The sequence below is a fragment of the Flavobacterium tyrosinilyticum genome (assembly GCF_023656565.1).
In the GTDB taxonomy this organism is placed as follows: Bacteria; Bacteroidota; Bacteroidia; order Flavobacteriales; family Flavobacteriaceae; genus Flavobacterium; species Flavobacterium tyrosinilyticum.
The window spans coordinates 1,181,510-1,202,298 of the sequence record NZ_JAMOKG010000003.1 but is presented as its reverse complement, the minus strand read 5'-3'; the positions used below and the strand labels follow the sequence as shown (position 1 = coordinate 1,202,298).

The 20,789-nt window shown below is 34.3% G+C and carries 16 protein-coding genes and 2 tRNA genes; 11 read left to right on the top strand and 7 right to left on the bottom strand.

The annotated features are described in order from the left end of the window. Window positions 1-6: 6 nt before the first annotated feature. The 6 genes from NCC77_RS19455 (at window position 7) to NCC77_RS19430 (ending at window position 8,139) form a co-directional block, all read left to right on the top strand. On the top strand, window positions 7-1,569 hold the full coding sequence (locus tag NCC77_RS19455; RefSeq protein ID WP_250837082.1) for a RagB/SusD family nutrient uptake outer membrane protein: 1,563 nt from the start codon (window positions 7-9) through the stop codon (window positions 1,567-1,569). Between the two features lie 20 nt (window positions 1,570-1,589). Beyond that, complete coding sequence (locus NCC77_RS19450) at window positions 1,590-2,663, top strand: IPT/TIG domain-containing protein (protein WP_250837081.1); 1,074 nt, start codon at window positions 1,590-1,592, stop codon at window positions 2,661-2,663. 80 nt (window positions 2,664-2,743) lie between these two features. Continuing rightward, window positions 2,744-4,003 carry a fasciclin domain-containing protein gene (locus tag NCC77_RS19445; RefSeq protein ID WP_250837080.1) on the top strand — a complete coding sequence of 420 codons (1,260 nt, stop codon included), beginning with the start codon at window positions 2,744-2,746 and terminating at the stop codon, window positions 4,001-4,003. A gap of 93 nt (window positions 4,004-4,096) precedes the next feature. After that, window positions 4,097-5,329: a glycoside hydrolase family 27 protein gene (locus NCC77_RS19440; RefSeq protein WP_250837079.1), complete on the top strand. Its 1,233-nt coding sequence runs from the start codon at window positions 4,097-4,099 to the stop codon at window positions 5,327-5,329. Window positions 5,330-5,341: 12 nt separating this feature from the next. Then, window positions 5,342-6,355: a glycoside hydrolase family 5 protein gene (locus tag NCC77_RS19435; protein WP_250837078.1), complete on the top strand. Its 1,014-nt coding sequence runs from the start codon at window positions 5,342-5,344 to the stop codon at window positions 6,353-6,355. Window positions 6,356-7,044: 689 nt separating this feature from the next. Then, window positions 7,045-8,139, top strand: a complete 1,095-nt coding sequence (locus NCC77_RS19430; RefSeq protein WP_250837077.1) for an outer membrane beta-barrel protein — start codon at window positions 7,045-7,047, stop codon at window positions 8,137-8,139. A gap of 416 nt (window positions 8,140-8,555) precedes the next feature. On the opposite strand, the gene NCC77_RS19425 is transcribed toward NCC77_RS19430, so the two are convergent. From NCC77_RS19425 to NCC77_RS19405, 5 genes are all read right to left on the bottom strand, one after another. After that, window positions 8,556-9,461, bottom strand: a complete 906-nt coding sequence (locus NCC77_RS19425) for an N-acetylmuramoyl-L-alanine amidase (protein WP_250837076.1) — start codon at window positions 9,459-9,461, stop codon at window positions 8,556-8,558. Between the two features lie 27 nt (window positions 9,462-9,488). After that, the gene (locus NCC77_RS19420; protein ID WP_250837075.1) at window positions 9,489-10,037 is read right to left on the bottom strand and encodes a hypothetical protein; all 549 of its coding nucleotides are present in this window, start codon (window positions 10,035-10,037) and stop codon (window positions 9,489-9,491) included. Between the two features lie 41 nt (window positions 10,038-10,078). Then, the gene (gene rimO / locus NCC77_RS19415) at window positions 10,079-11,392 is read right to left on the bottom strand and encodes a 30S ribosomal protein S12 methylthiotransferase RimO (protein WP_250837074.1); all 1,314 of its coding nucleotides are present in this window, start codon (window positions 11,390-11,392) and stop codon (window positions 10,079-10,081) included. A gap of 208 nt (window positions 11,393-11,600) precedes the next feature. Further along, the gene (locus NCC77_RS19410) at window positions 11,601-13,103 is read right to left on the bottom strand and encodes an OmpP1/FadL family transporter (protein WP_250837073.1); all 1,503 of its coding nucleotides are present in this window, start codon (window positions 13,101-13,103) and stop codon (window positions 11,601-11,603) included. A gap of 42 nt (window positions 13,104-13,145) precedes the next feature. Further along, the gene (locus tag NCC77_RS19405; RefSeq protein ID WP_250837072.1) at window positions 13,146-14,138 is read right to left on the bottom strand and encodes a hypothetical protein; all 993 of its coding nucleotides are present in this window, start codon (window positions 14,136-14,138) and stop codon (window positions 13,146-13,148) included. A 102-nt stretch (window positions 14,139-14,240) separates the two neighbouring features. Here NCC77_RS19405 and proS point away from each other — a divergent pair, with 102 nt between their 5' ends. From proS to rpsT, 4 genes are all read left to right on the top strand, one after another. After that, window positions 14,241-15,719 carry a proline--tRNA ligase gene (proS, locus tag NCC77_RS19400; protein ID WP_250837071.1) on the top strand — a complete coding sequence of 493 codons (1,479 nt, stop codon included), beginning with the start codon at window positions 14,241-14,243 and terminating at the stop codon, window positions 15,717-15,719. A 78-nt stretch (window positions 15,720-15,797) separates the two neighbouring features. Next, window positions 15,798-15,869, top strand: a tRNA-Glu gene (locus NCC77_RS19395). Between the two features lie 45 nt (window positions 15,870-15,914). Continuing rightward, window positions 15,915-15,986: transfer RNA gene (locus NCC77_RS19390), tRNA-Glu, on the top strand. 153 nt (window positions 15,987-16,139) lie between these two features. Continuing rightward, a complete protein-coding gene (rpsT, locus tag NCC77_RS19385) occupies window positions 16,140-16,391 on the top strand; it encodes a 30S ribosomal protein S20 (RefSeq protein ID WP_073417115.1) in 252 nt (83 codons plus the stop codon). Window positions 16,392-16,615: 224 nt separating this feature from the next. Here the strand turns inward: rpsT and NCC77_RS19380 are convergent, their stop codons facing one another. Beyond that, entirely contained in the window at window positions 16,616-17,026 is a 411-nt protein-coding gene (locus tag NCC77_RS19380) for a response regulator (RefSeq protein ID WP_248727859.1), read from the bottom strand. 5 nt (window positions 17,027-17,031) lie between these two features. Beyond that, entirely contained in the window at window positions 17,032-18,741 is a 1,710-nt protein-coding gene (locus tag NCC77_RS19375; protein ID WP_250837070.1) for a PAS domain-containing sensor histidine kinase, read from the bottom strand. 168 nt (window positions 18,742-18,909) lie between these two features. Here NCC77_RS19375 and typA point away from each other — a divergent pair, with 168 nt between their 5' ends. Next, complete coding sequence (typA, locus tag NCC77_RS19370) at window positions 18,910-20,706, top strand: translational GTPase TypA (protein ID WP_250837069.1); 1,797 nt, start codon at window positions 18,910-18,912, stop codon at window positions 20,704-20,706. The last annotated feature ends 83 nt before the right edge of the window (window positions 20,707-20,789 follow it).

Here is a 20,789-nt window from a genome sequence, read left to right as displayed (position 1 = left end):
ACTCTTATGAAAAAATATATCAATATAAAGACCTTAGTTTTATTCTTAACGCTAGGTTTGGCAACTACTTCGTGCAGCGAAGATTTCTTAGATCGCCCATCTGAAGATAGTTACAGCAGTGACCAGTTTTATAATACAGATGAGCAGGTTGCAAGAACTACTTATGGAATGTATGGTGCAATGTGGGCGCCTTATTATACGAAGAATTTTTACGCATTATCAGAACTATCATCAGGGAATTGTTTGGCTTATGCCGATGGACCAGAGCTGATTCAGTTTAAATTGACTTCTGATAGTCCAATATTGTTAGATCCGTGGAGAGCTTGTTTTGCAATCATAGCACAAGCTAATAACTTAATTAATAATATTGAAAAAAATGCTACTGCAGAGGTGAATAAGGCAGTTATTAAAAACACTATTGCAGAAGCGCATTTTTTTAGATCGATAGCTTATTTTTATTTGGTTCGTTTGTATGGGCCGGTGCCTATTATTGAAGATAATTTGGCTTTGGCAAAAGATCCGATGGTGAATACCAATAGAATTGAAGATGTTTACACATTCATCGAAAACGACTTAAAATTCGCTGCAGCAAATCTAAAATCAAAAATTAGATCTAGAACTCCTGGCGGCGAGAATATTTTTGTGACGCAAGGTTCTGCTGAAGCATTTTTAGCCAAAGTATATTTATATGAGAAGAAATATGCAGATTCTAAATTAATGGCAGAAAAAGTGATTAACTCAGGTGAGTTTGGATTATTGCCAAATTTTGCAGATTTGTTTTTGACAAGTAAAAATAACAACGAAGAATCTATTTATTCTTGGCAGTGGTCTGGCGCTATCAATACTTATGGAGGAGGAAATTTCTCTAATATTCAATATGGTTTAGATATTTTGAATGATAATGCTTCATACGGTGCTACTTATGTGCCAAGTAATGACGTTCAGGATGCTTTTGAAATTGGAGATTTGAGAAGAAAAGAATCTTTTATGATTTATGGAGATTCTTATCCTAACATTAAAGGAGATGGTGTTGTAGGTTTTGTTATGGATAAAACCAAATATCCAGATGTATTAGCTAACACTGGAGCAGCGGTTAAGAAATATGTTGTAGGCCAGGTTACTAGCGAGACAGGTCCAGCTGATGGATGGGGAGGAATGAGTAACTGTAATTATATTATGCGTTATGCCGATCTTTTATTGATACATGCAGAAGCAACTATGGCTGGAGCTGATGAAACTACTAATGCAGCAGCAAAAGAATCATATAACAAAGTGAGACTTAGAGCGGGTCTTGGAACGTTAGGACCTAATGTACCTTTAACAAAAGCGGCATTATTCCATGAGCGTAGAGTTGAATTTGCTTTTGAAGGAGAATTTTGGTTCGATTTAGGAAGATTGCCACGTCAGGAAGCAATTAATATAATTTCTCAGCAAGATAGAGGTTTCGATTCGCAAGGGGTAATACATTATACGCCAACGCCAACTGATTTTATATATCCAAAACCAGATGTTGAAGTTAGAAAAAATCCAAAATTGAAAGAGGCACCAGTTCCTTACACTTTCAAATAATTTTTTAAAAGTAAATCACTATGAAAAATATAAAAAATAGAATGTTATTGAAGTTGTATTTTTTGGCTTCGATTTCAATTTTGCTGTTCGCTTCTTGTTCCAATGATGATTCGGCAGGTGGTTCATCTGGAAAGCTTGAAGTAACTGGAATTAGCAGATCTGTTGTTGATGATCCTTTGGTTGAAGGAGATAGAAAAGTTGATGTTCCTACAGATGTTATTAATGCAGGAAATTATTACATCATTCGAGGATCCGGTTTTGCGACATTGCAATCAATTTCGTTTAACGGATTAGAGTCTTATTTTAATCCGACATTCGTAACAGACAATGCAATTGTGGTTATGGTAGATTCAAAAACGCCATACTATAATGAAATGGACGAAATGAAGATCGTGACCAACTTAGGTACTCTGAACTATAAAGTGGCGATTAGACCCCCAAGTCCTAATATTAAAGGGTTTCCTGTTAATGCAAATCCAGGAGATGTCATTACCATTACAGGAGAATATTTCTTGCGTCCTGTAGTTAATTTTGGAGACATCCAAGTTGAGCCAATATCTTCTACATTAACTGAGATCGTGGTTAAAGTTCCTGAAGGAAGTTACTTGAAAAGTTTATCGGTAACAAATGTGTCTGGAACAACAGTAGCTCCACAAGTAATAGGTTCTGAAATATATGACGATGCTTTCACTAATATTTGGGGCTGGCAATCGCTGTGGGATGGAACAAATGAGTTTGATGCAGCCTACGCTAAAGATGTTTATCAAGGAACTAAGTGTGTTCAATGGAAAGCAGGTGAATGGGACGGATATGTTATTGGTATTAACAACTGGTCTTATCATGATACAGATAAATTCAAAGCGGTAAGATTTTGGGTTAAAGGTGAAAAAGCAGGAAAAGTAAAGTTTTTTGCTAATGGAGATACTGAGAAAAATATCGTGATCGTTGATGTCAGAACTTCTTGGACTTATGTTGAGGTGCCATATAGTTCGCTAGGTAATCCAACTGAATTATCTCAAATTGGATATCAGGAATTTGGCGGTTTTGGCGGAAATGTGATCTATCTAGATGATATCGGATTGGTGTTAAAATAATTGTTAGGATTCAAGTAGAGATTTCGACAAAGTTCGGTCTATTAATCAGAATCCATAATTAAAAAACTAAAAGAGAATTTATGAAAAATATATATAGTAAAATAAAACATATTGCTCTAAGTGTCTTTTTGGTTGTTGCAGCTTCTTCCTGCGATAACGAAATTGAAGATATTGGTGGAGCAGAGCAAAATTATAATACAGCATATGGCTTAATTCAGGCAAATAGTAATTTAACTACGTTTACAAAAGCAATAAAATTAGCTGGTTTGGAGTCGACATTAAACACAGCTGATAATTACACGTATTTTGTTCCTAACGATGCCACTTTCGATGCTTACTTGGTAACCAATGGATATGTAAATGATCTGGGATATCCAGATTTAACGCTAGTTCCTGTAGAAGATTTAAAACAACTTGTTTTAAGTCATGTTATTAAAGGTGTCAAAAAAAGAGTGGGCAAACTTGCAGGGGTTGAAGCCGATTATTTGGAAACGGGAGATTATGCTACAATGGCAAATGGTGTAAATGCAGATTTATACTTGTTAAGCATTAACGTAACCAACGGTGTTTTGAAGGTAAACGGATCTGATAAAGAAGCTCCAGGATTGGATTATTACGGATCAAATGGTTTTGTGAATGTTTTGAGTAATGTTATTGAGTTAACTCCGCCAGCTCCGGTAATTTCAGGATTATCGCAAGTGTTAGCTTCTGCGGGAGATGTTATTACAATTACGGGACAAAATTTTGTAAAAGTTAAAAGCGTAAAATTCGGATCTACTGAAGCGACATTTACTGCGGTTTCTAAAACAGAAATAAAAGCAACCGTTCCAGCCGATTTTGATTCGTACGCACTTATTGTTGTAGAAACGGAGTTTGGAGTGTCTGCTCCAAGCGGAATCGGACTTAAATATTTATTATACGAAGACTCATTGAAAGGATGGGGCTGGGGCTGGGGAGGAGACATTACCTGGGAAAGCACAGAAAAAGTGAGCAGAGGTACACATGCAATCAAAAAAGTTGCAGAAGCTTGGAGCGGACTTTTCATGCACTCAGATCTTCTTCTAAAAGCGACAGATTATCAATTTGTCAAAATGTCTATATTCCCAACAGAAAGCACTAAAATAATGGTGACCATAAATAGTGATACGGGCGATTCTGCTAAAGGCACAACTGTAACTTTAGTGCCAGGACAATGGAATAATATTTCAATTCCTATTTCAGCGTTACATCCTGAGCTTTTAACTGATGGAAATTTTGATAGTGTGTTTATTCAAGAATTTTCTGGAGGAACAATTACTCCGTCTAGCGCATTTTATATAGACGATATCGGATTTTTATAAAAAAAAAAATATGTTATGAGTTAGTTTGAGGTGTTCCCTAATTGAAAAATTAGGGAATATCTTTTTTATAGATCTTTTTTAAATGAATAAAGAATGAAAAAAATAATTTTAGGATTTCTTCTCAGTATTTCGGGTTTTGCTTTCAGTCAGGGCAACACACATAAACAACAGGGCGGAAAATTTGAAGGATTGGCAATGACACTGCCAATGGGGTGGAATTCATGGAATACGTTTGCAACTAATATTGACGAAAAGTTAGTAAAAGAAACGGCCGATATCATGGTTTCTTCCGGTTTGGCTGCTGCGGGTTATAATTATATAGTTCTAGATGATGGCTGGATGACGCACGAGCGTGACGCAAACGGCGATTTAGTGCCTGATCCAGAAAAATTTCCAAGCGGAATGAAAGCGCTTATAGATTATGTGCATAATAAAGGTCTGAAATTCGGTTTATATAATTGTGCCGGAACAAAAACGTGTGCTGGCTATCCAGGAACAAGAGGGTATGAATATCAAGATGCGAGATTTTATGCAAAACTCGGAATCGATTTTTTGAAATACGATTGGTGCAATACAGAAGGAATCACAGCAAAAGAAGCTTATACTACAATGAGCAATGCATTAAAAACTGCTGGTAGACCAATTGTTTTTAGTCTTTGCGAATGGGGTGATAATCAGCCATGGGAGTGGGGAAAACCAATTGGAAATCTTTGGAGAATTTCTGGAGATATCTATCCATGTTTTGACTGCGAATTCAAACATCCAGAAAATTGGTCATCTTGGGGATTCATGAAAATTGCTGATATGAGAAAAGATATTCGTAAATATTCAGGTCCGGATCATTGGAACGATTTTGATATGATGGAGGTTGGAAATGAAATGAACGATACCGAAGATAAAACGCATTTTGCAATGTGGTGCATGCTTTCTTCTCCTTTATTTACAGGAAACGATTATCGTAAAATGTCTAAAGAAACTTTGGCAATTTTAACCAACAAAGAATTACTTTCAGTAAATCAAGATAAACTTGGAATTCAAGGTTTTAAATATGTAATTTTAGATGGAGTAGAAGTATGGGTAAAACCGCTTTCAGATGGAGCTTGGGCAGTAAGCTTTGTCAATAGAACCGAAACTTCAAAAAAAGTGAATTTCGATTGGAAGAAAAACAATATAAAAGATGCTGATTTTGGTTATGAAGCCGATTTTAGCAAGACAATCTTCAAAATAAAAGATCTTTGGAAAAACAAAGAAATTGGAAATACGAAAAAGGCTTTTGTTGCTGAAATAGCTTCTCATGACGTGATTACTTTAAAGTTAATTCCTTAAATCTAATTGATTATGAAGTTTAGTAAAATTTTAGCGCTTGTTTTTGTATTTGGGTTTTCATTTTCAAATGCTCAGGTGGAAACACATGGAAAACTTAGCGTAAATGGTACTCAATTGGTAAATAAAAATAAAGTGCCAGTTGTTTTAAGGGGAATGAGTTTTGGATGGCATAGTATGTGGCCAAGGTTTTACAATAAAAAAGCCGTTAGTTGGTTAAGAAAGGATTTTAATTGCAACATTGTTCGTGCGGCATTAGGAGTGGAGCTGGGGGAGTATTCGTACATGAAAAATCCAGAATTTTCAAAAGAGAAAATAGAAGCTGTTATTAAAGGAGCAATAAAAGAGGATATTTATGTGATTGTTGATTGGCATACCCATAATATTAATTTGAAAGAAGCTAAAGAGTTCTTTGCAGAGATATCAAAAAAGTATGGTAACTATCCTAACATTATATATGAGATATTTAATGAGCCTGATTATGAAACTTGGGCAGAGGTTAAAGCTTATTCTGAAGAGATAATTAAAGTAATTAGAGAAAATGATCCTGATAATATAATTTTGGTAGGTTCGCCGCATTGGGATCAGGATGTAGATCTTCCTGCTTCAGATCCTATTTTGGGGTACGATAATATAATGTACACAATGCATTTTTACGCCGCTACTCATGGGAAAGAATTACGAGATAGAACTGATGCAGCAATAAAAAAAGGACTTCCGATTTTTATTTCAGAATCTGCAGGGATGGAAGCTTCAGGTGACGGGCCATTAAATTACCAAGCTTGGCAAGAATATATAGATTGGATGGAGGAGAGAAAATTGAGTTGGATTGTATGGTCTGTTTCTGATAAAGACGAAACCTGCTCGATTTTATATAAATCTGCTAAGTCGGGAGGAAAATGGAAAAATAAAGATCTGAAAGAATCTGGAGTAAGGGGCCGTGAATATTTTAAAAAATATAATCAATGGACCTATGAAAGATATTTGCCTTCAAATTGGAAGGAGACTGGATATCGCCTGAAAGACTAAAATCATGAAAAGATTGTAATGATTTATATTTAATATGAATTAACAAAACGGACGCACTAGAAGGTGCGTCTTTTTTTATGCCAATATTTAAGCAAATGTAATTTCCCATAACCTTTATAGATATACAATTAAAGGTCTCTTTTTGTCTCTTTATTTTTTGAAAAATGAAGTTGAGGTTTGTAGTGTAGTATAACGTTTGAATGGTTTGTTTTTGTAAGAATTTATTTGAGGTGAAAAAAGGAGGGTATATTTGTTTTTTGTGGCTTGTTTTGTTTTGTTGTTTTTGATATTTTTCAACACACCCCTGTAAAAAATGGGGGTATTGGTTTTTAAATTCACTTTTTTTAATGTTTGATGGTTTGTTTTTGTAGTATTTTTTACTTTTTACATTGTAAAAATCAAAAAAATGGTTAAAATTTTGTTGTTGAATTTTCAAAAACAATTATCGATAAATGTCAAATCACGATTATTGGAGATTTAATTTTTGTAATCCGTAATTCTTCGCCTAAAACGTCAAAAAAGCAGTTTCGAATTATTCTACTCATACAAAAGTTAATAAATTCGCTAATGAAAATGATGATGATTTGAAGGGCGCATGAAAGGTTTTAGAAATGACTTATACTATTAAAATAGATATATAAAAGATTAACTAACCAGAATCAATTAATAACTAAAAACCAAATTAAAACATGAAAAAAGCATTTCACATTTTAGCCGCGATGTTAACAAGTTCTTTTGCCTTTGCCCAAGAAGAGGAAGCAGCCGCTACCGCTCCAGCAACCACATGGGGAGGTTCTGCAGATGCGTACTATAAATATGATTTTTCAAAACAAATGAATGGATTAACGAGCTTTACCAACTCACAGAATTCATTCGAATTAGGAATGGCATCGATTGAAGCAGGTCATACTTTTGGAAAAGCTTCTGTTTTTGTAGACTTAGGTTTCGGAAAAAGAGCAGCTGAATTTTCATATAATGAAACGCCAGATAAAGATGCAAGCGCAAAATTTATGATTAAACAATTATTTTTTACATACAATTTAACTGAAGAGTTTAAGGTAGTCGCGGGTAGTTTCGGAACCCACATCGGATATGAAGTGTTAGATGCAGTAGATAATAAAAATTACAGTATGTCGTATGCGTTTTCGTATGGGCCATTTTTTAATACTGGGGTTAAGGCACAATATACTTCAGGTCACTTTACTGCGATGTTAGGATTAACCAACCCGACAGACTTTAAATCGGCTATGGACGCAGGTTCTTACCAAAAAACATTCATCGGGCAAGTAGGATATATTGGAGATACAGGAAGTGCTTATTTGAATTTTACAACAGGAAGTAGTAATCCAATTCCAGGAAGTACAATTCCAGTTTCAGACGAAAATAAAACGCAGTTTGATTTAACTGCATCTAAAACAATTAGTGATAGTTTCGCTCTTGGATTAAATGCAACTTATGCAAAAACAACAAATGATTTTGATAGTAATTTAGACGGAGATTGGTTTTCTGTAGTGGGTTATGCTAATTATACTTTCAATCCAGCATTACTTTTGGCTTACAGAATAGAATATTTTGATGCTAAAGATGCCGCTCCAAGTTTAGGAACTTTAGCAGGATCAAGTGTATTTGCCAACACAGTTTCTTTAAATTACAAAGTTGGTAAGCTTACCATAATTCCTGAGTTAAGATACGATGCGGCTTCTGAGGATGTATTTTTAGACAAAAATGCATTGCCAACAGGTGGAAGCTTCTATGGTTTAATTGCAACAACATACTCTTTCTAGAGATAAAGATTGATATTTTTTTTTTTTTTTTTTGGAGCTGTCGAAACATTCTAATGTTTTGGCAGCTTTTTTACATTGTGATGAGTTTTAAGTTATGAGTTATGAATGCTGTTTAATCATTGTTTAAAATTGCTGTGTGTTTTATTTATATGATTGTAGAGACGCACCGCAGTGCGTCTTTTACGAATCGTAATGGTAAATTGATTAATATGATTTATATTGTGGAAACGCACCGCAGAACGTCTTTTTGCAAATCGTAAATAGTCAATCGATTAATAGGATTGTAGAGACACGCCGCAGCACGTTTTTTTTGATATATGAATCGTTAACCGTATTATGGTATATTATTATGGAATAAAAAAACGCATTTCTAAAATCTAGAAATGCGTTGTATGTTTTTAAAAATTAATTTTTATTTATTGGATCTGTTTTTTGTAAATCGAATAAATAGTATCGATGGTTTTTCTATCTAAGACTGAAGTTGCATCAGTTTGGATATAATGCAGTTTAAAAGCTTGAATTGCGGCACTCAAATTTTTAGTATTATAGCCTATTATTCTAAGCGCTGGTTCAATTTTAAAATCAAAAGGAGCAGGTTCTAAGACTTCGTCTGGCCAAATTCCGAATCCTTTTTCTGCTAAAATTTTCCACGGAAACAATGCGCTCGGATCTTGTTTTCTTCCTGGTGCAATATCTGCATGGCCTAAAAAGTTTTGTGTAGGAATGTTGTAATCCTTTTTAAGTTTAGTTAATAAAGCCATTAAGCTGTTAATTTGCGCCTCGGTAAAAGGTTTAAAGCCATTATTGTCTAATTCAATACCAATTGAACAAGAGTTTAAATCTGTTGTTTTTCCCCAAGTAGAATTTCCAGCATGCCAAGCTCTTAGATAATCATTAAGCATCTGTACCACTTTTCCGTTTTCAGAAATGATATAATGAGCGCTTACCTGAGTTTTGGTTTTTGTAAAAGTATTAATCGTCTGTTGCAGCGAATCTTGTGCAGTATGATGAATAATAACAAAACTTGGTTTTCTTAAATTAAAATTTACAGTACCAACCCATTCCGTATTTATTCCGTTTACCAAATAAGTAGAGCCGGTTTTAGATAAAGTGTCTTTTACGATTCCCAGTTGTTGTGCGTAAGAAGTGTCAATTGCCAAAGGTGGAACCGCAGGAATTGTTTTGGATTCTTTGCTTGTAATCTGGTTTTCTAAAGTTTTCAGTTGCTGATCATAAGCTTTTTCAGTAGTCTTGTACGGATTTGTAGAGCAAGAGCTAATTATAATAGCTAAAATGAGATAACAAAAATGCTTTTTTGTCATAATTCGTTGTTTTATAGTTAATAACGATTATTCTGAAATTTTCGTATCTGGTGCGTCTTTTACTTCTTTGGTGTCTTCTTTAGAATCTTTATCTTTTTTCTTTTTTGATTTGGTCTTTTTTACTTCTTTTAAAGAATCCATAAAAGTTTTATATTTTTCAACTTGGTCTGGATTTAAAAAAGCGCTAATTTTTTTATCGGTACTTTCGCGTAAAGCTTTTATCTGCTCAATTTTTTGATCTTGATTACTGTTTTCGTTTTTTAATAAAATACCTTGCTCACGTATACTGTCAGCCAAAACATTCGAAATTGCAATTGACTGCAATTCATCTAAATTGATCTGCTGTTTCATCTGATCTACAATCAATGCTGCAGTTTGCTCAGGAGGAGTTTCCTTAGGTTTGCTTGGTGTGCTTTGCGGACCAGCCATCATACTTCTATCCATGCCCATTCCGCCGCCTCGTCCATAACCGTTACCATAACCATTATTGTAGTATCCGTTTCCGTATTGAGCAGAAACAGTATTGAAACAGAATAAAGTGAAAACGAAAATAATTAAGTTTAGCGTAAGTTTCATAAAAGTATTTTGTCTAATGTTAGCAATAGTTAAGTGTAAATTTAAGCAGGTTCTCCGTATAAATCAAATTCTGTTGCTTCAATTATCTTGATATTAACAAATTCTCCAGTTTTTACATAATGTTTAGAAGCATCAATTAGAACTTCGTTATCAACATCTGGACTGTCAAACTCTGTACGTCCTACAAAATGAGCTCCTTCTTTTCTGTCAATAATACATTTGAAAACTTTACCAACTTTCTCCTGATTCAAATCCCAAGAAATTTGAGATTGCAATTCCATAATTTCGTTTGCTCTAGCTTGTTTTACATCATCTGGAACATTGTCTTCTAGTAAATAAGCATGAGTGTTTTCTTCGTGAGAATAAGCAAAACATCCCATTCTGTCAAATTTCATTTCCTGAACGAAATCTTTCAAAATTTCAAAATCTTCTTGAGTCTCACCAGGGTAACCAACAATTAATGTTGTTCTAATTGCCATTCCAGGAACTGCTGCACGGAAATCTTTTAATAACTGAGTAGTTTTTGCTTGAGTTGTACCACGTCGCATTGATTTCAAAATCGAATCTGAAATGTGCTGTAGCGGAATATCTATATAATTACAGATTTTAGGTTCGCGTTTCATTACTTCCAAAACATCCATAGGGAAACCGGTTGGGAAAGCATAGTGTAAACGGATCCATTCAATTCCTTCCACTTGTACTAAAGCTTCAAGTAATTCTGCAAGATTACGTTTTTTATAAAGATCAAGACCATAATAAGTTAAATCTTGAGCAATTAATATTAATTCTTTAACCCCATTTTTAGCAAGACCTTGAGCTTCTTTTACTAATTTTTCAATTGGTTGGGAAACATGAGAACCTCTCATTAACGGAATTGCGCAAAAACTACAAGGTCTATCGCATCCTTCAGCAATTTTTAAATAAGCATAATTTTTAGGAGTTGTAGTTAAGCGCTCTCCAAGTAATTCATGTTTATAATCTGCGCCTAAAGCTTTTAGCAATTGAGGTAATTCTGTTGTTCCAAAATACTGGTCAACGTTCGGAATTTCTTTTTCTAAATCTGGTCTATAACGCTCAGATAAACATCCTGTTACGAAAACTTTGTCTACAAGTCCTTTGTCTTTTTTGTCTGCATATTCCAAAATCATATTTACCGATTCTGCTTTTGCATTATCAATAAACCCGCAAGTATTGATTACAATAATGTTTCCTTCTTTTTCTGCAGGAGCTTCATGTTCAACTTCTTTTCCATTTGCACGCAGCTGTCCCATAAGGACTTCACTGTCATAAACATTTTTTGAACACCCAAGAGTGATTACGTTAATTTTGTTCTTTTTTAAAGACTTGGTTCTCATACTTTTATAAATTGGAGTGCAAAATTACACTTTTTTTATTCAAACAACACTAGTTTGCAGTTTGTTTTAGCTGTTTTTTATGAAGTTAACTCTTCTAGTTGCTTGTGTTTTTTGAGTTAGATTTGAATTAAAGGGTTTTTGAAAGGATAAAAAAAATCCGCCAGATAAAAACCTGACGGAAATTTCAATCATCTATTTTGATTTTTAATTACAATTCAAATAATAAAGTCATAGTAACATTGTTCAGTTTTGAGGTAATATTAGCTCCGTCTGTAAATCCTCTTGTAAAGAAACCTTGATTTGACTCTCTTTCTAAATAAGAGTAAGCTAAGTCAAGTTTTGTAGATCCGAAATTATAACCTAAACCGGCAGAATAGCTGTTTAATTCACCAACTGTAATTCCGTTTTTGTAAGGACTTCCTTCATAACGGTATCCACCTCTTAAACTTAATTGTTTTATTTTGTACTCAGCACCAATTCGAAGTTCGCCCGTGCTGGTTAAAGTATTGCTTATATCATTATTGATTTCTCTAAATCCAGCATCATTTGTAGGTTTAAATTTGCTGTTGCCATAATTTCTTATACCGTAATCAACGCTTAATAAACCAGATTTGCCAAAAACATAAGCGGCGCTGAAAGTCCATTTGTCTGGAGTTTGTAAAGTGTACGATTCGTAAACGTTTACAACATTAGGATTTACGTTAGCGTTTATTGCTGGCCCACCGTCTGCTTGTCTGGTTGTATATATACTTTGAGAAGCTTCATCGTACAATTCGTACCAAGTATTAGATTCATAAGCTAGACCAAGTCTAAAGTTGTCTGTCACTTTTCCTATTGCCCCAAGTTGGAAAGAAAAACCATTTCCGTATGTGTAAAGTTCGTTGTTGAAGCGTAAATTTGAAATTGTTTCGTATGGCTGTAACGGATTGTTATTGTCTTCGTAAAAACTTGTAGATCTTCTATAGTCAGTTATATGAACATTTAAGTTGGCACCAAGATAAAGTCGATCTTTATAGGAAGTTGCAATATTAAATCCTATTTTGCTATTGTATCCTCTAGTGTAAACTTCGTTTTCTTGGTAATAGTTCCCGCCTGGAGGAATGTTGCTTAAATATTGAGTGTTTTCTGGATCAATAGCAACTGGGTCTATGACATGTCCCCAGTATCCCATATAGGCTTGCTGTTCTGTATAATTTAAATCTCTATAGTCTAAACCGTCTATATATTTTAAAGGAATTCCATTTGCATAATCTAAGAAATAACCGCCAACTGAATTGGTAGGATTCGTTCCTGCAGAAAAAACTTCATTATTGAAATTATTGGTATTCTCATAAGTTGCACCAATCGCAATCTTGTTCCATCCAACATTTGGATTGTTATTTTTAAATACAAAAACACCTCCTGCTTGATTTAGGATAAAAGAGTTCTCTTTATCTGATGTTTCAGTTCCGAAGTAATTAGAATTGTTTTTAATGTTCTGATTGCTAAATGTTACTCCAACTTGATTGCTATTAAAAATTGCAGATCCAGCTGGGTTAACACTTAAAGAAGAAATGTCTCCTCCAACTGCTCCAAAGGCACCGCTCATGGCTCTGTAGCGTGCAGTACCGGTAAGATTTTCTTGAGAATAACGTAAAGCATCTGAAACTTCTTGTGAATATGACGCGCTGACAGTTAGTCCTGTTATAAATAGGAAAAATATTTTTTTCATTTTGATAAGTTTAAGTTAGAAATTTAGAGGGTTGAGGAAGAATTATCTTCTGCCTCCACCGCCACCGCCGCCAGATCTCATTCCGCCACCGCCTCCACCGCCGCCGCTGTATGATCTAGAGCCTCCACCGCTATTGCTAGGGGCGTAACTTCTTGAAGATCCACTATTGCTAGGAGCATAGGTTCTTGATGAGCCGCTGTTGTTGCTAGGTGTGTAAGTCCTATTTGTCGTAGTATTTCCGCTATTATTATAAGATCTTCTATTGCTGTAATTGCTATTGTTGTAGTTTGAGCTATTGTCGTAAGATCTTCTGTTTGTAAATGTAGGGCTGCTTGTTCTTCCATTCATATTAGAACTTCTGAAGTCAGTGTATCCGTTTGATCTGTTTGTGGTATAATTTCTATTTGTTGTGTAACTTCCTCTATTTGTAGTATAGTTTCTGTTAGTGCTATAGCCTCTATTGGTGCTGTAGTTTCTGTTATAAGCATAGTTTCTGTCACCATAATAGCCTGCAGAGCCTCTTCTTCCATAGTTGTAAGAATAATTGTAGCCGTAGTATGGATATCCCCAACTTGGGTAACCCCATCCTGGATATCCCCATCCAGGGTAGCCCCATCCGTAATAAGGGTGCCCCCATCCATATCCATAACCGTAGCCGTAATAAGGGTAGCCCCATCCAAATCCGAATGACCATGATGGACTAGAGTAAAAATTTACAGAAACATCAGAGCTGCTGCTTCCCCATGCAGGATAACCTGCAGAGGCAGTTTGGGTACTGTCTGAATAGTTAGTGTAATTGTCAACGTCTGTAAATATCTCAGTCGGCTGATTGTCATCTTGTAATGATCTGAAATATTCTTTGTATTGATTGTTTGTACCTGTTTGTACATATTTAACTGATGAACCACCGTATACTCCATCATTATCGTAATAAGATGAATTTTGGTAAGAACCACATGATGCAAGCAGTAAACTCAGTAATCCGATTAAGTAAAAATGATTAGAGTTTTGGCGGAGTGAAAGGTAAGTTTTCATATCTGTGGTGTTTTTTATTGTTGCACATTACAAAATTAGTTAGTTTTGTCAAACTATTTAGTTAAAATTGTATAAAACAAAATTTGTGCCAAAAAATATAATATGAGTAAGAACCTTACTACAAGATCAGAAGATTATTCGAAATGGTATAACGAACTGGTTGTAAAAGCAGATCTAGCTGAAAATTCAGGAGTTAGAGGATGTATGGTAATAAAACCATACGGATATGCTATTTGGGAAAAAATGCAAGCTGAGTTGGATCGTATGTTCAAAGAAACTGGACATCAAAACGCATATTTTCCTTTGTTTGTACCGAAAAGCATGTTTGAGGCAGAGGAGAAAAATGCTGAGGGATTTGCGAAAGAATGCGCTGTTGTAACGCATTATAGGTTGAAAAATGATGAGGATAGACCTGGGAAACTAATGGTTGATCCAAATGCAAAATTAGAGGAAGAGCTTATTGTTCGACCTACAAGTGAAGCTATTATTTGGTCTACATATAAAGGATGGGTACAATCTTATAGAGATTTACCTTTGTTAATTAATCAATGGGCTAATGTGGTTCGATGGGAAATGCGTACACGTTTATTTCTAAGAACTGCTGAGTTTTTATGGCAGGAAGGGCATACAGCTCACGCTACAAAAGATGAAGCAATTGAGGAATCAGAGAAAATGATGAATGTTTATGCTGATTTTGCAGAAAGCTTCATGGCGATTCCGGTTGTAAAAGGTTTTAAAACTGAAACAGAACGTTTTGCTGGAGCAGATGAAACGTACTGTATTGAAGCATTAATGCAGGATGGGAAGGCATTACAAGCGGGAACATCTCACTTCTTAGGGCAGAACTTTGCAAAAGCATTTGATGTTAAGTTTGCTAATGCTGAAGGAAAGCAAGAGCATGTTTGGGGAACTTCTTGGGGAGTATCTACTCGTTTAATGGGGGCGTTAATTATGACTCATTCTGACGATCAAGGATTGGTGTTGCCTCCTAATTTGGCTCCAATTCAAGTAGTAATTGTTCCTATATATAAGACAGATGAACAATTGGCTCAAATTACAGAGGCAGTTAAGGATTTGACAGCTAAATTGAGAAAATTGAAAATCACTGTCAAGTTTGACGATAGAACAACGCAAAAGCCAGGATTTAAATTTGCAGAATGGGAACTTAAAGGAGTGCCTGTTAGAATTGCAGTTGGTCCAAAAGATCTTGAGAACGGAACTTTTGAGGTGGCAAGACGTGATAATTTGACAAAAGAAGTGGTTTCTAACGAAAAAATCGTTGAACACGTAAATGATCTTTTAGAGCAGATTCAAACAGACTTATTTACAAAAGCATTAGATTATCGTAATACTCATATTACGGAAGTAAATAATTTTGAGGAATTTAAAGAAGTTTTAGAAGGAAAAGGAGGCTTTTTATCTGCTCATTGGGATGGAACTGCTGAGACAGAAGAGAAGATAAAAGAGTTGACAAAAGCGACGATTCGTTGCATTCCTTTGGATGCTGTAGAAGAGGCGGGAACCTGTGTGTTTACTGGGAAACCTTCTTCTAAAAGAGTGCTTTTTGCTAAGGCGTATTAAAAAAATATAGATTTTTTTGCATTAGGTGTTGCGCAAATAAAAAATAGATGTATCTTTGCATCCGCAATACAGAAGCGCGGTCCGTTCGTCTATCGGTTAGGACGCCAGGTTTTCATCCTGGTAAGGGGGGTTCGATTCCCCCACGGACTACAAGTTATATTACATATTGAAAAGTTTCCAACTTAGGAGAATATTGGTCCGTTCGTCTAGGGGTTAGGACGCCAGGTTTTCATCCTGGTAACAGGGGTTCGATTCCCCTACGGACTACAAATTAGTTGTAAATAAGTTTTGTAAAACAAAAATTGGTGTCTCGGTTTTTGTTTTATTAGTTAAAACCAAAGTGATTGTTTTGCAATTGTGGGAGGTTTTTCTTTTTTAACTAGTATTTATAATAATTATTACATCTAAAATTAAAAGAAAATGGCAAATCATAAGTCAGCATTAAAAAGAATCAGAAGTAACGAAAAAAGAAGAGTTCTTAACAGATACCAGCATAAAACTACTCGTAATGCTATTAAAGCGTTAAGATTAGCTACTGATAAAGCTGATGCTACTGCAAAATTATCAACTGTAATTTCTATGATTGATAAATTAGCTAAAAAGAACATCATTCACGATAATAAAGCTTCTAACTTGAAGTCTAAATTAACGAAACATGTTGCTAAATTGTAATTAATACAATTTGTAAGATATATAAAAGTCCTCTTCTTAGAGGACTTTTTTTTGTTTTAACTCCACATGTAAATGAAATTCCAATAAAAAATAAATTCCAAATTCCGATATGTGAAAAGATTGGAATTTGGAATTTAAAATATTGGAGTTTTAAGAATTTTATAAACCTTAATGTAATTTTGTACTGAAGGTTTTGGTATTTGGAATTTAATTTTTGGAATTTTTCACTCTAAATCAATTTTCTTTTTAAGGTATTCCAGCATTGGCTGTGTAATAGGTTTGGAAAGAAAATCTATTATAATAGGATATTTTTTTGCTTTAGCAAGATCTTCGGGATCAATAGTGGAAGATAATACGATTACTGGAACGGTATTAAATTCTTTGTAATCTGAAGAAGTGAAATGGTCTAGGAATTCCCATCCACCCATAATTGGCATGTTTAAATCTAAAAAAATTAATTCTGGTCTTTTCTTAGCTTGATCGTTAGTGTATTTTAAAACATTGAAATGATGAAGAGCTTCTTCGCCGTTTTGAGCTGTAATAACTTCGTGTGAAAATGAAGATTTTGAAATTACCTTTTTGCATAGCATCAGTGTGATGGGGTCATCATCGATGCATAAAATCTGCTCAAGCATAATAATTAATTTTTAAATGTTATTGTAAATGTAGTTCCTTTATTGACTTCACTATCGATAGAGATTGTTCCTCCCATGGTTTCTACCTGCGATTTTACAAGGTATAATCCTAAACCTTTGCTGTCGGGATAATTGTGGAATCTTTGATAAAGTCCAAATACTTTGTCGCGATTTCTTTCTAAGTCAATTCCGATTCCGTTGTCTTTAAAGGTTAAGATTGTTTTTTGTTCTATTTGTTCTGCCGTTATTGATATTTTTAATTTTCTATTTTCTGATTTGTATTTTATAGAATTAGTAAGCAGATTTAATAGAATGCTTTCTATATAGGCTTTATTGGTAATGAGTTCAGGGACTTTATCAAATTTAAGCTTAATTATAGGTTTGTGTAATTCAATCTGAAATGAAAGCTGGCTGAATACATTTTCAAAAACTTCTTTTAGAGACACTTCCTCTTTTTGCATCGAAGGATTGTCTTTTATAATGATAACTTTTACTAAATCATTGATGGTTTCGTTTAGTAAATGAGTCGATTTTGTAAATCCGGCTAATATTTCTTCTAGCTCTTCATTTTCGATCGGAATATCTTCTATTAAATTTAATAGTCCGATTAAGTTAGAAAGTGGAGCTCTAAGGTTGTGCGATGTGATGTAAGAAAACTGTTTTAAGTCTTTATTGTTTTGTGTTAATTCTCGAATAAGATGTTCTTTTTCTGTTTCTAATTTTTTCTCATCTGTAATATCTCTTTGTATCGAAATCCAATGCGAGATAACGCCTTCATTATTAAAAATAGGAATCATAGAAAAGCGTACCCAATATTCTTCTTTACTTTTAGTGTATGTAATGGTTTCGATTAAACATTCCTCTTCGTTTTTTATGGCTCGCAAAAGTTTTTTTAATTCATCTGAATCCGATTTTGGTCCTTTGAAAATGTTTGGCGATTTGCCAATGATTTCGTTTGACTGATAGCCTGACATTTGAGAAAATGCAGGGTTTACATAAACTATTTTCGGTATTTTTCTTTCAGAAGAATTGGCTTCAGTAATTAAAATAGAATCTTTAGATTGTGTAATTACGGTTTCTAAAAGTTTTAATCGCTGTTCTTCTTCCTTTTGTTTTGTGATATCTTGAATGGCTCCAATCATTCTGATGGCTCTTCCGTTTTCATCTTTTAATAAAAAACCTCGATCAAGAACATATTTGTACGATCCATCAGCGCATCTAAAACGGTATTGATCTTGCCATTTTTCAGTTTTTTGTTCTATAAAAGAATATAGTTTTATTGACATTCGGATACTGTCTTCTGGGTGAATTTTGTCAAACCACCATTTAGAAGTTTTTCCTACTTCTTTTGGGTCATAGCCAAAAACACCTTCAATTCCTTTATTCCAATTAATACTGTCCTCTTGAATTTTCCAATCCCAAATAGTATCGCTGGTTGCTTTTGCTACAATGTCATATTTCTCATTAGATTCTTTTATTTCTTCGTTGGTTTTGTTTAACTTTTCAAAAATAGTTATGTTTCTTTTTTCGTTTTTTGAAAGGATAAAGCTAAAAACCAATACTGTAATTAGAATAAATATAACATCTTTTACTAAGGATAGATATAGAAATTCTGATGAGGAAAAGTAGATTATGAGTAATTTATGACATAGGACCGCCATAATTATCGAGATGATGGTATAAATAAGAGTAATTTGGAGAGTTTTACTTTTCATCACTTCAAATATAGTTAATTTAACTATAACTAAACGTATGTTAATGTCATTTTGGAACCGATATTTTTAGGATTTATATTAACTAATTGATTGTATATACGCAAACTATGGCAGAAACATTTTTTTTTAAAAAATAAAGTGTACCTTTGCGCCCATTAAAAATCACAGATGGAATCTATTAGAAACATTGCAATTATTGCCCACGTCGATCACGGTAAAACAACTTTGGTTGATAAAATTATGTATCACTGTCAGTTATTTCGTGAGAACGAGAACACAGGTGATTTAATCTTAGATAATAATGATTTAGAGCGTGAGAGAGGTATTACAATTACTTCTAAAAACGTATCGGTTCAATATAAAGGAACAAAAATCAATATTATCGACACTCCTGGCCACGCCGATTTTGGAGGTGAAGTAGAACGTGTATTGAACATGGCCGATGGTGTTTGTTTGCTAGTTGATGCTTTCGAAGGTCCAATGCCTCAAACTCGTTTCGTTTTGCAAAAAGCGATCGATTTAGGATTGAAACCTTGTGTAGTTATCAATAAAGTAGATAAAGAAAACTGTACTCCAGAAGAAGTTCACGAGAAAGTTTTTGATTTAATGTTTGAATTAGGTGCTACTGAAGAGCAGTTGGATTTCCCAGCGGTTTACGGTTCTGCTAAAAACAACTGGATGTCTGATGATTGGAAAAATCAAACAGAAAACATTGAGCCATTATTAGACATGGTTATTGCTAATGTTCCAGCTCCTAAAGTTTCTGAAGGAACTCCTCAAATGTTGATCACATCTTTAGACTTCTCTTCATTTACAGGTCGTATCGCTATCGGACGTCTTGAAAGAGGAACTTTAAAAGAAGGAATGCCAATTTCTTTGGTAAAAAGAGATGGTAAAATCATCAAATCTAGAATTAAAGAGTTACACACTTTTGAAGGTTTAGGCCGTAGAAAAGTAGAAGAGGTTGTTGCTGGAGATATTTGTGCTGTTGTGGGTATTGAAGGTTTCGAAATTGGTGATACTATTGCTGATTTTGAAAATCCAGAAGCTTTACAAACAATCGCTATCGACGAGCCAACTATGAGTATGTTGTTTACAATTAACGATTCTCCTTTCTTTGGTAAAGAAGGTAAATTTGTTACTTCTAGACATATTCGTGAGAGATTAACAAAAGAGCTTGAGAAAAACTTAGCGATGAAAGTTGGAGAAACTGATTCTGCTGATAAATTCATGGTTTTTGGTCGTGGTGTACTTCACTTATCTGTTCTTATTGAAACAATGAGAAGAGAAGGATACGAGCTTCAAATTGGTCAGCCACAAGTTATCATCAAAGAAGTTGATGGTGTGAAATGTGAGCCAATTGAAGAATTAACTATCGACTTGCCAGAAAACCTTTCAGGTAGAGCGGTTGAGTTTGTAACGATCCGTAAAGGAGAAATGCTTTCTATGGAAGGTAAAGGAGAGCGTATGATTGTTAAATTTAATATTCCATCTCGTGGAATCATTGGTTTAAGAAATCAATTGCTTACTGCTACTGCTGGTGAAGCTATTATGGCACACCGTTTCATCGGGTACGAACCATACAAAGGAGAAATTCCTGGACGTAACAACGGTTCGTTAATCTCTATGGAAAACGGAAAAGCTATTCCTTACTCTATTGATAAATTACAAGATCGTGGTAAATTCTTCGTTGATCCTAACGAGGATATCTATGAAGGTCAGGTAATTGGAGAAAATACTCGTAGCGACGATATGACGGTTAACGTTACTAAAACGAAAAAACTTTCTAACGTACGTTCTTCTGGAGCTGATGATAAAGCTAGAATTATTCCAGCTATCAAATTCTCATTAGAAGAAGCTTTAGAGTATATCCAAAAAGATGAGTATGTTGAAGTTACTCCAAAATCTTTACGTTTAAGAAAAATCTACTTAAGCGAAACAGATAGAAAAAGATATAAAATCTAATTCGATTTAATTTTCAATATAAAAAATCCCAAATTCCAATTCTGGAGTTTGGGATTCTTTTTTATGTATAATGTTTTTATTGG

Excerpts from the sequence above, each read along its gene's own strand:
- NCC77_RS19455 (WP_250837082.1), top strand. The coding sequence starts at position 7 with ATGAAAAAATATATCAATATAAAGACCTTAGTTTTATTCTTAACGCTA.
- NCC77_RS19450 (WP_250837081.1), top strand. The coding sequence starts at position 1,590 with ATGAAAAATATAAAAAATAGAATGTTATTGAAGTTGTATTTTTTGGCT.
- NCC77_RS19445 (WP_250837080.1), top strand. The coding sequence starts at position 2,744 with ATGAAAAATATATATAGTAAAATAAAACATATTGCTCTAAGTGTCTTT.
- NCC77_RS19440 (WP_250837079.1), top strand. The coding sequence starts at position 4,097 with ATGAAAAAAATAATTTTAGGATTTCTTCTCAGTATTTCGGGTTTTGCT.
- NCC77_RS19435 (WP_250837078.1), top strand. The coding sequence starts at position 5,342 with ATGAAGTTTAGTAAAATTTTAGCGCTTGTTTTTGTATTTGGGTTTTCA.
- NCC77_RS19430 (WP_250837077.1), top strand. The coding sequence starts at position 7,045 with ATGAAAAAAGCATTTCACATTTTAGCCGCGATGTTAACAAGTTCTTTT.
- NCC77_RS19425 (WP_250837076.1), bottom strand. The coding sequence starts at position 9,461 with ATGACAAAAAAGCATTTTTGTTATCTCATTTTAGCTATTATAATTAGC.
- NCC77_RS19420 (WP_250837075.1), bottom strand. The coding sequence starts at position 10,037 with ATGAAACTTACGCTAAACTTAATTATTTTCGTTTTCACTTTATTCTGT.
- rimO (WP_250837074.1), bottom strand. The coding sequence starts at position 11,392 with ATGAGAACCAAGTCTTTAAAAAAGAACAAAATTAACGTAATCACTCTT.
- NCC77_RS19410 (WP_250837073.1), bottom strand. The coding sequence starts at position 13,103 with ATGAAAAAAATATTTTTCCTATTTATAACAGGACTAACTGTCAGCGCG.
- NCC77_RS19405 (WP_250837072.1), bottom strand. The coding sequence starts at position 14,138 with ATGAAAACTTACCTTTCACTCCGCCAAAACTCTAATCATTTTTACTTA.
- proS (WP_250837071.1), top strand. The coding sequence starts at position 14,241 with ATGAGTAAGAACCTTACTACAAGATCAGAAGATTATTCGAAATGGTAT.
- rpsT (WP_073417115.1), top strand. The coding sequence starts at position 16,140 with ATGGCAAATCATAAGTCAGCATTAAAAAGAATCAGAAGTAACGAAAAA.
- NCC77_RS19380 (WP_248727859.1), bottom strand. The coding sequence starts at position 17,026 with ATGCTTGAGCAGATTTTATGCATCGATGATGACCCCATCACACTGATG.
- NCC77_RS19375 (WP_250837070.1), bottom strand. The coding sequence starts at position 18,741 with ATGAAAAGTAAAACTCTCCAAATTACTCTTATTTATACCATCATCTCG.
- typA (WP_250837069.1), top strand. The coding sequence starts at position 18,910 with ATGGAATCTATTAGAAACATTGCAATTATTGCCCACGTCGATCACGGT.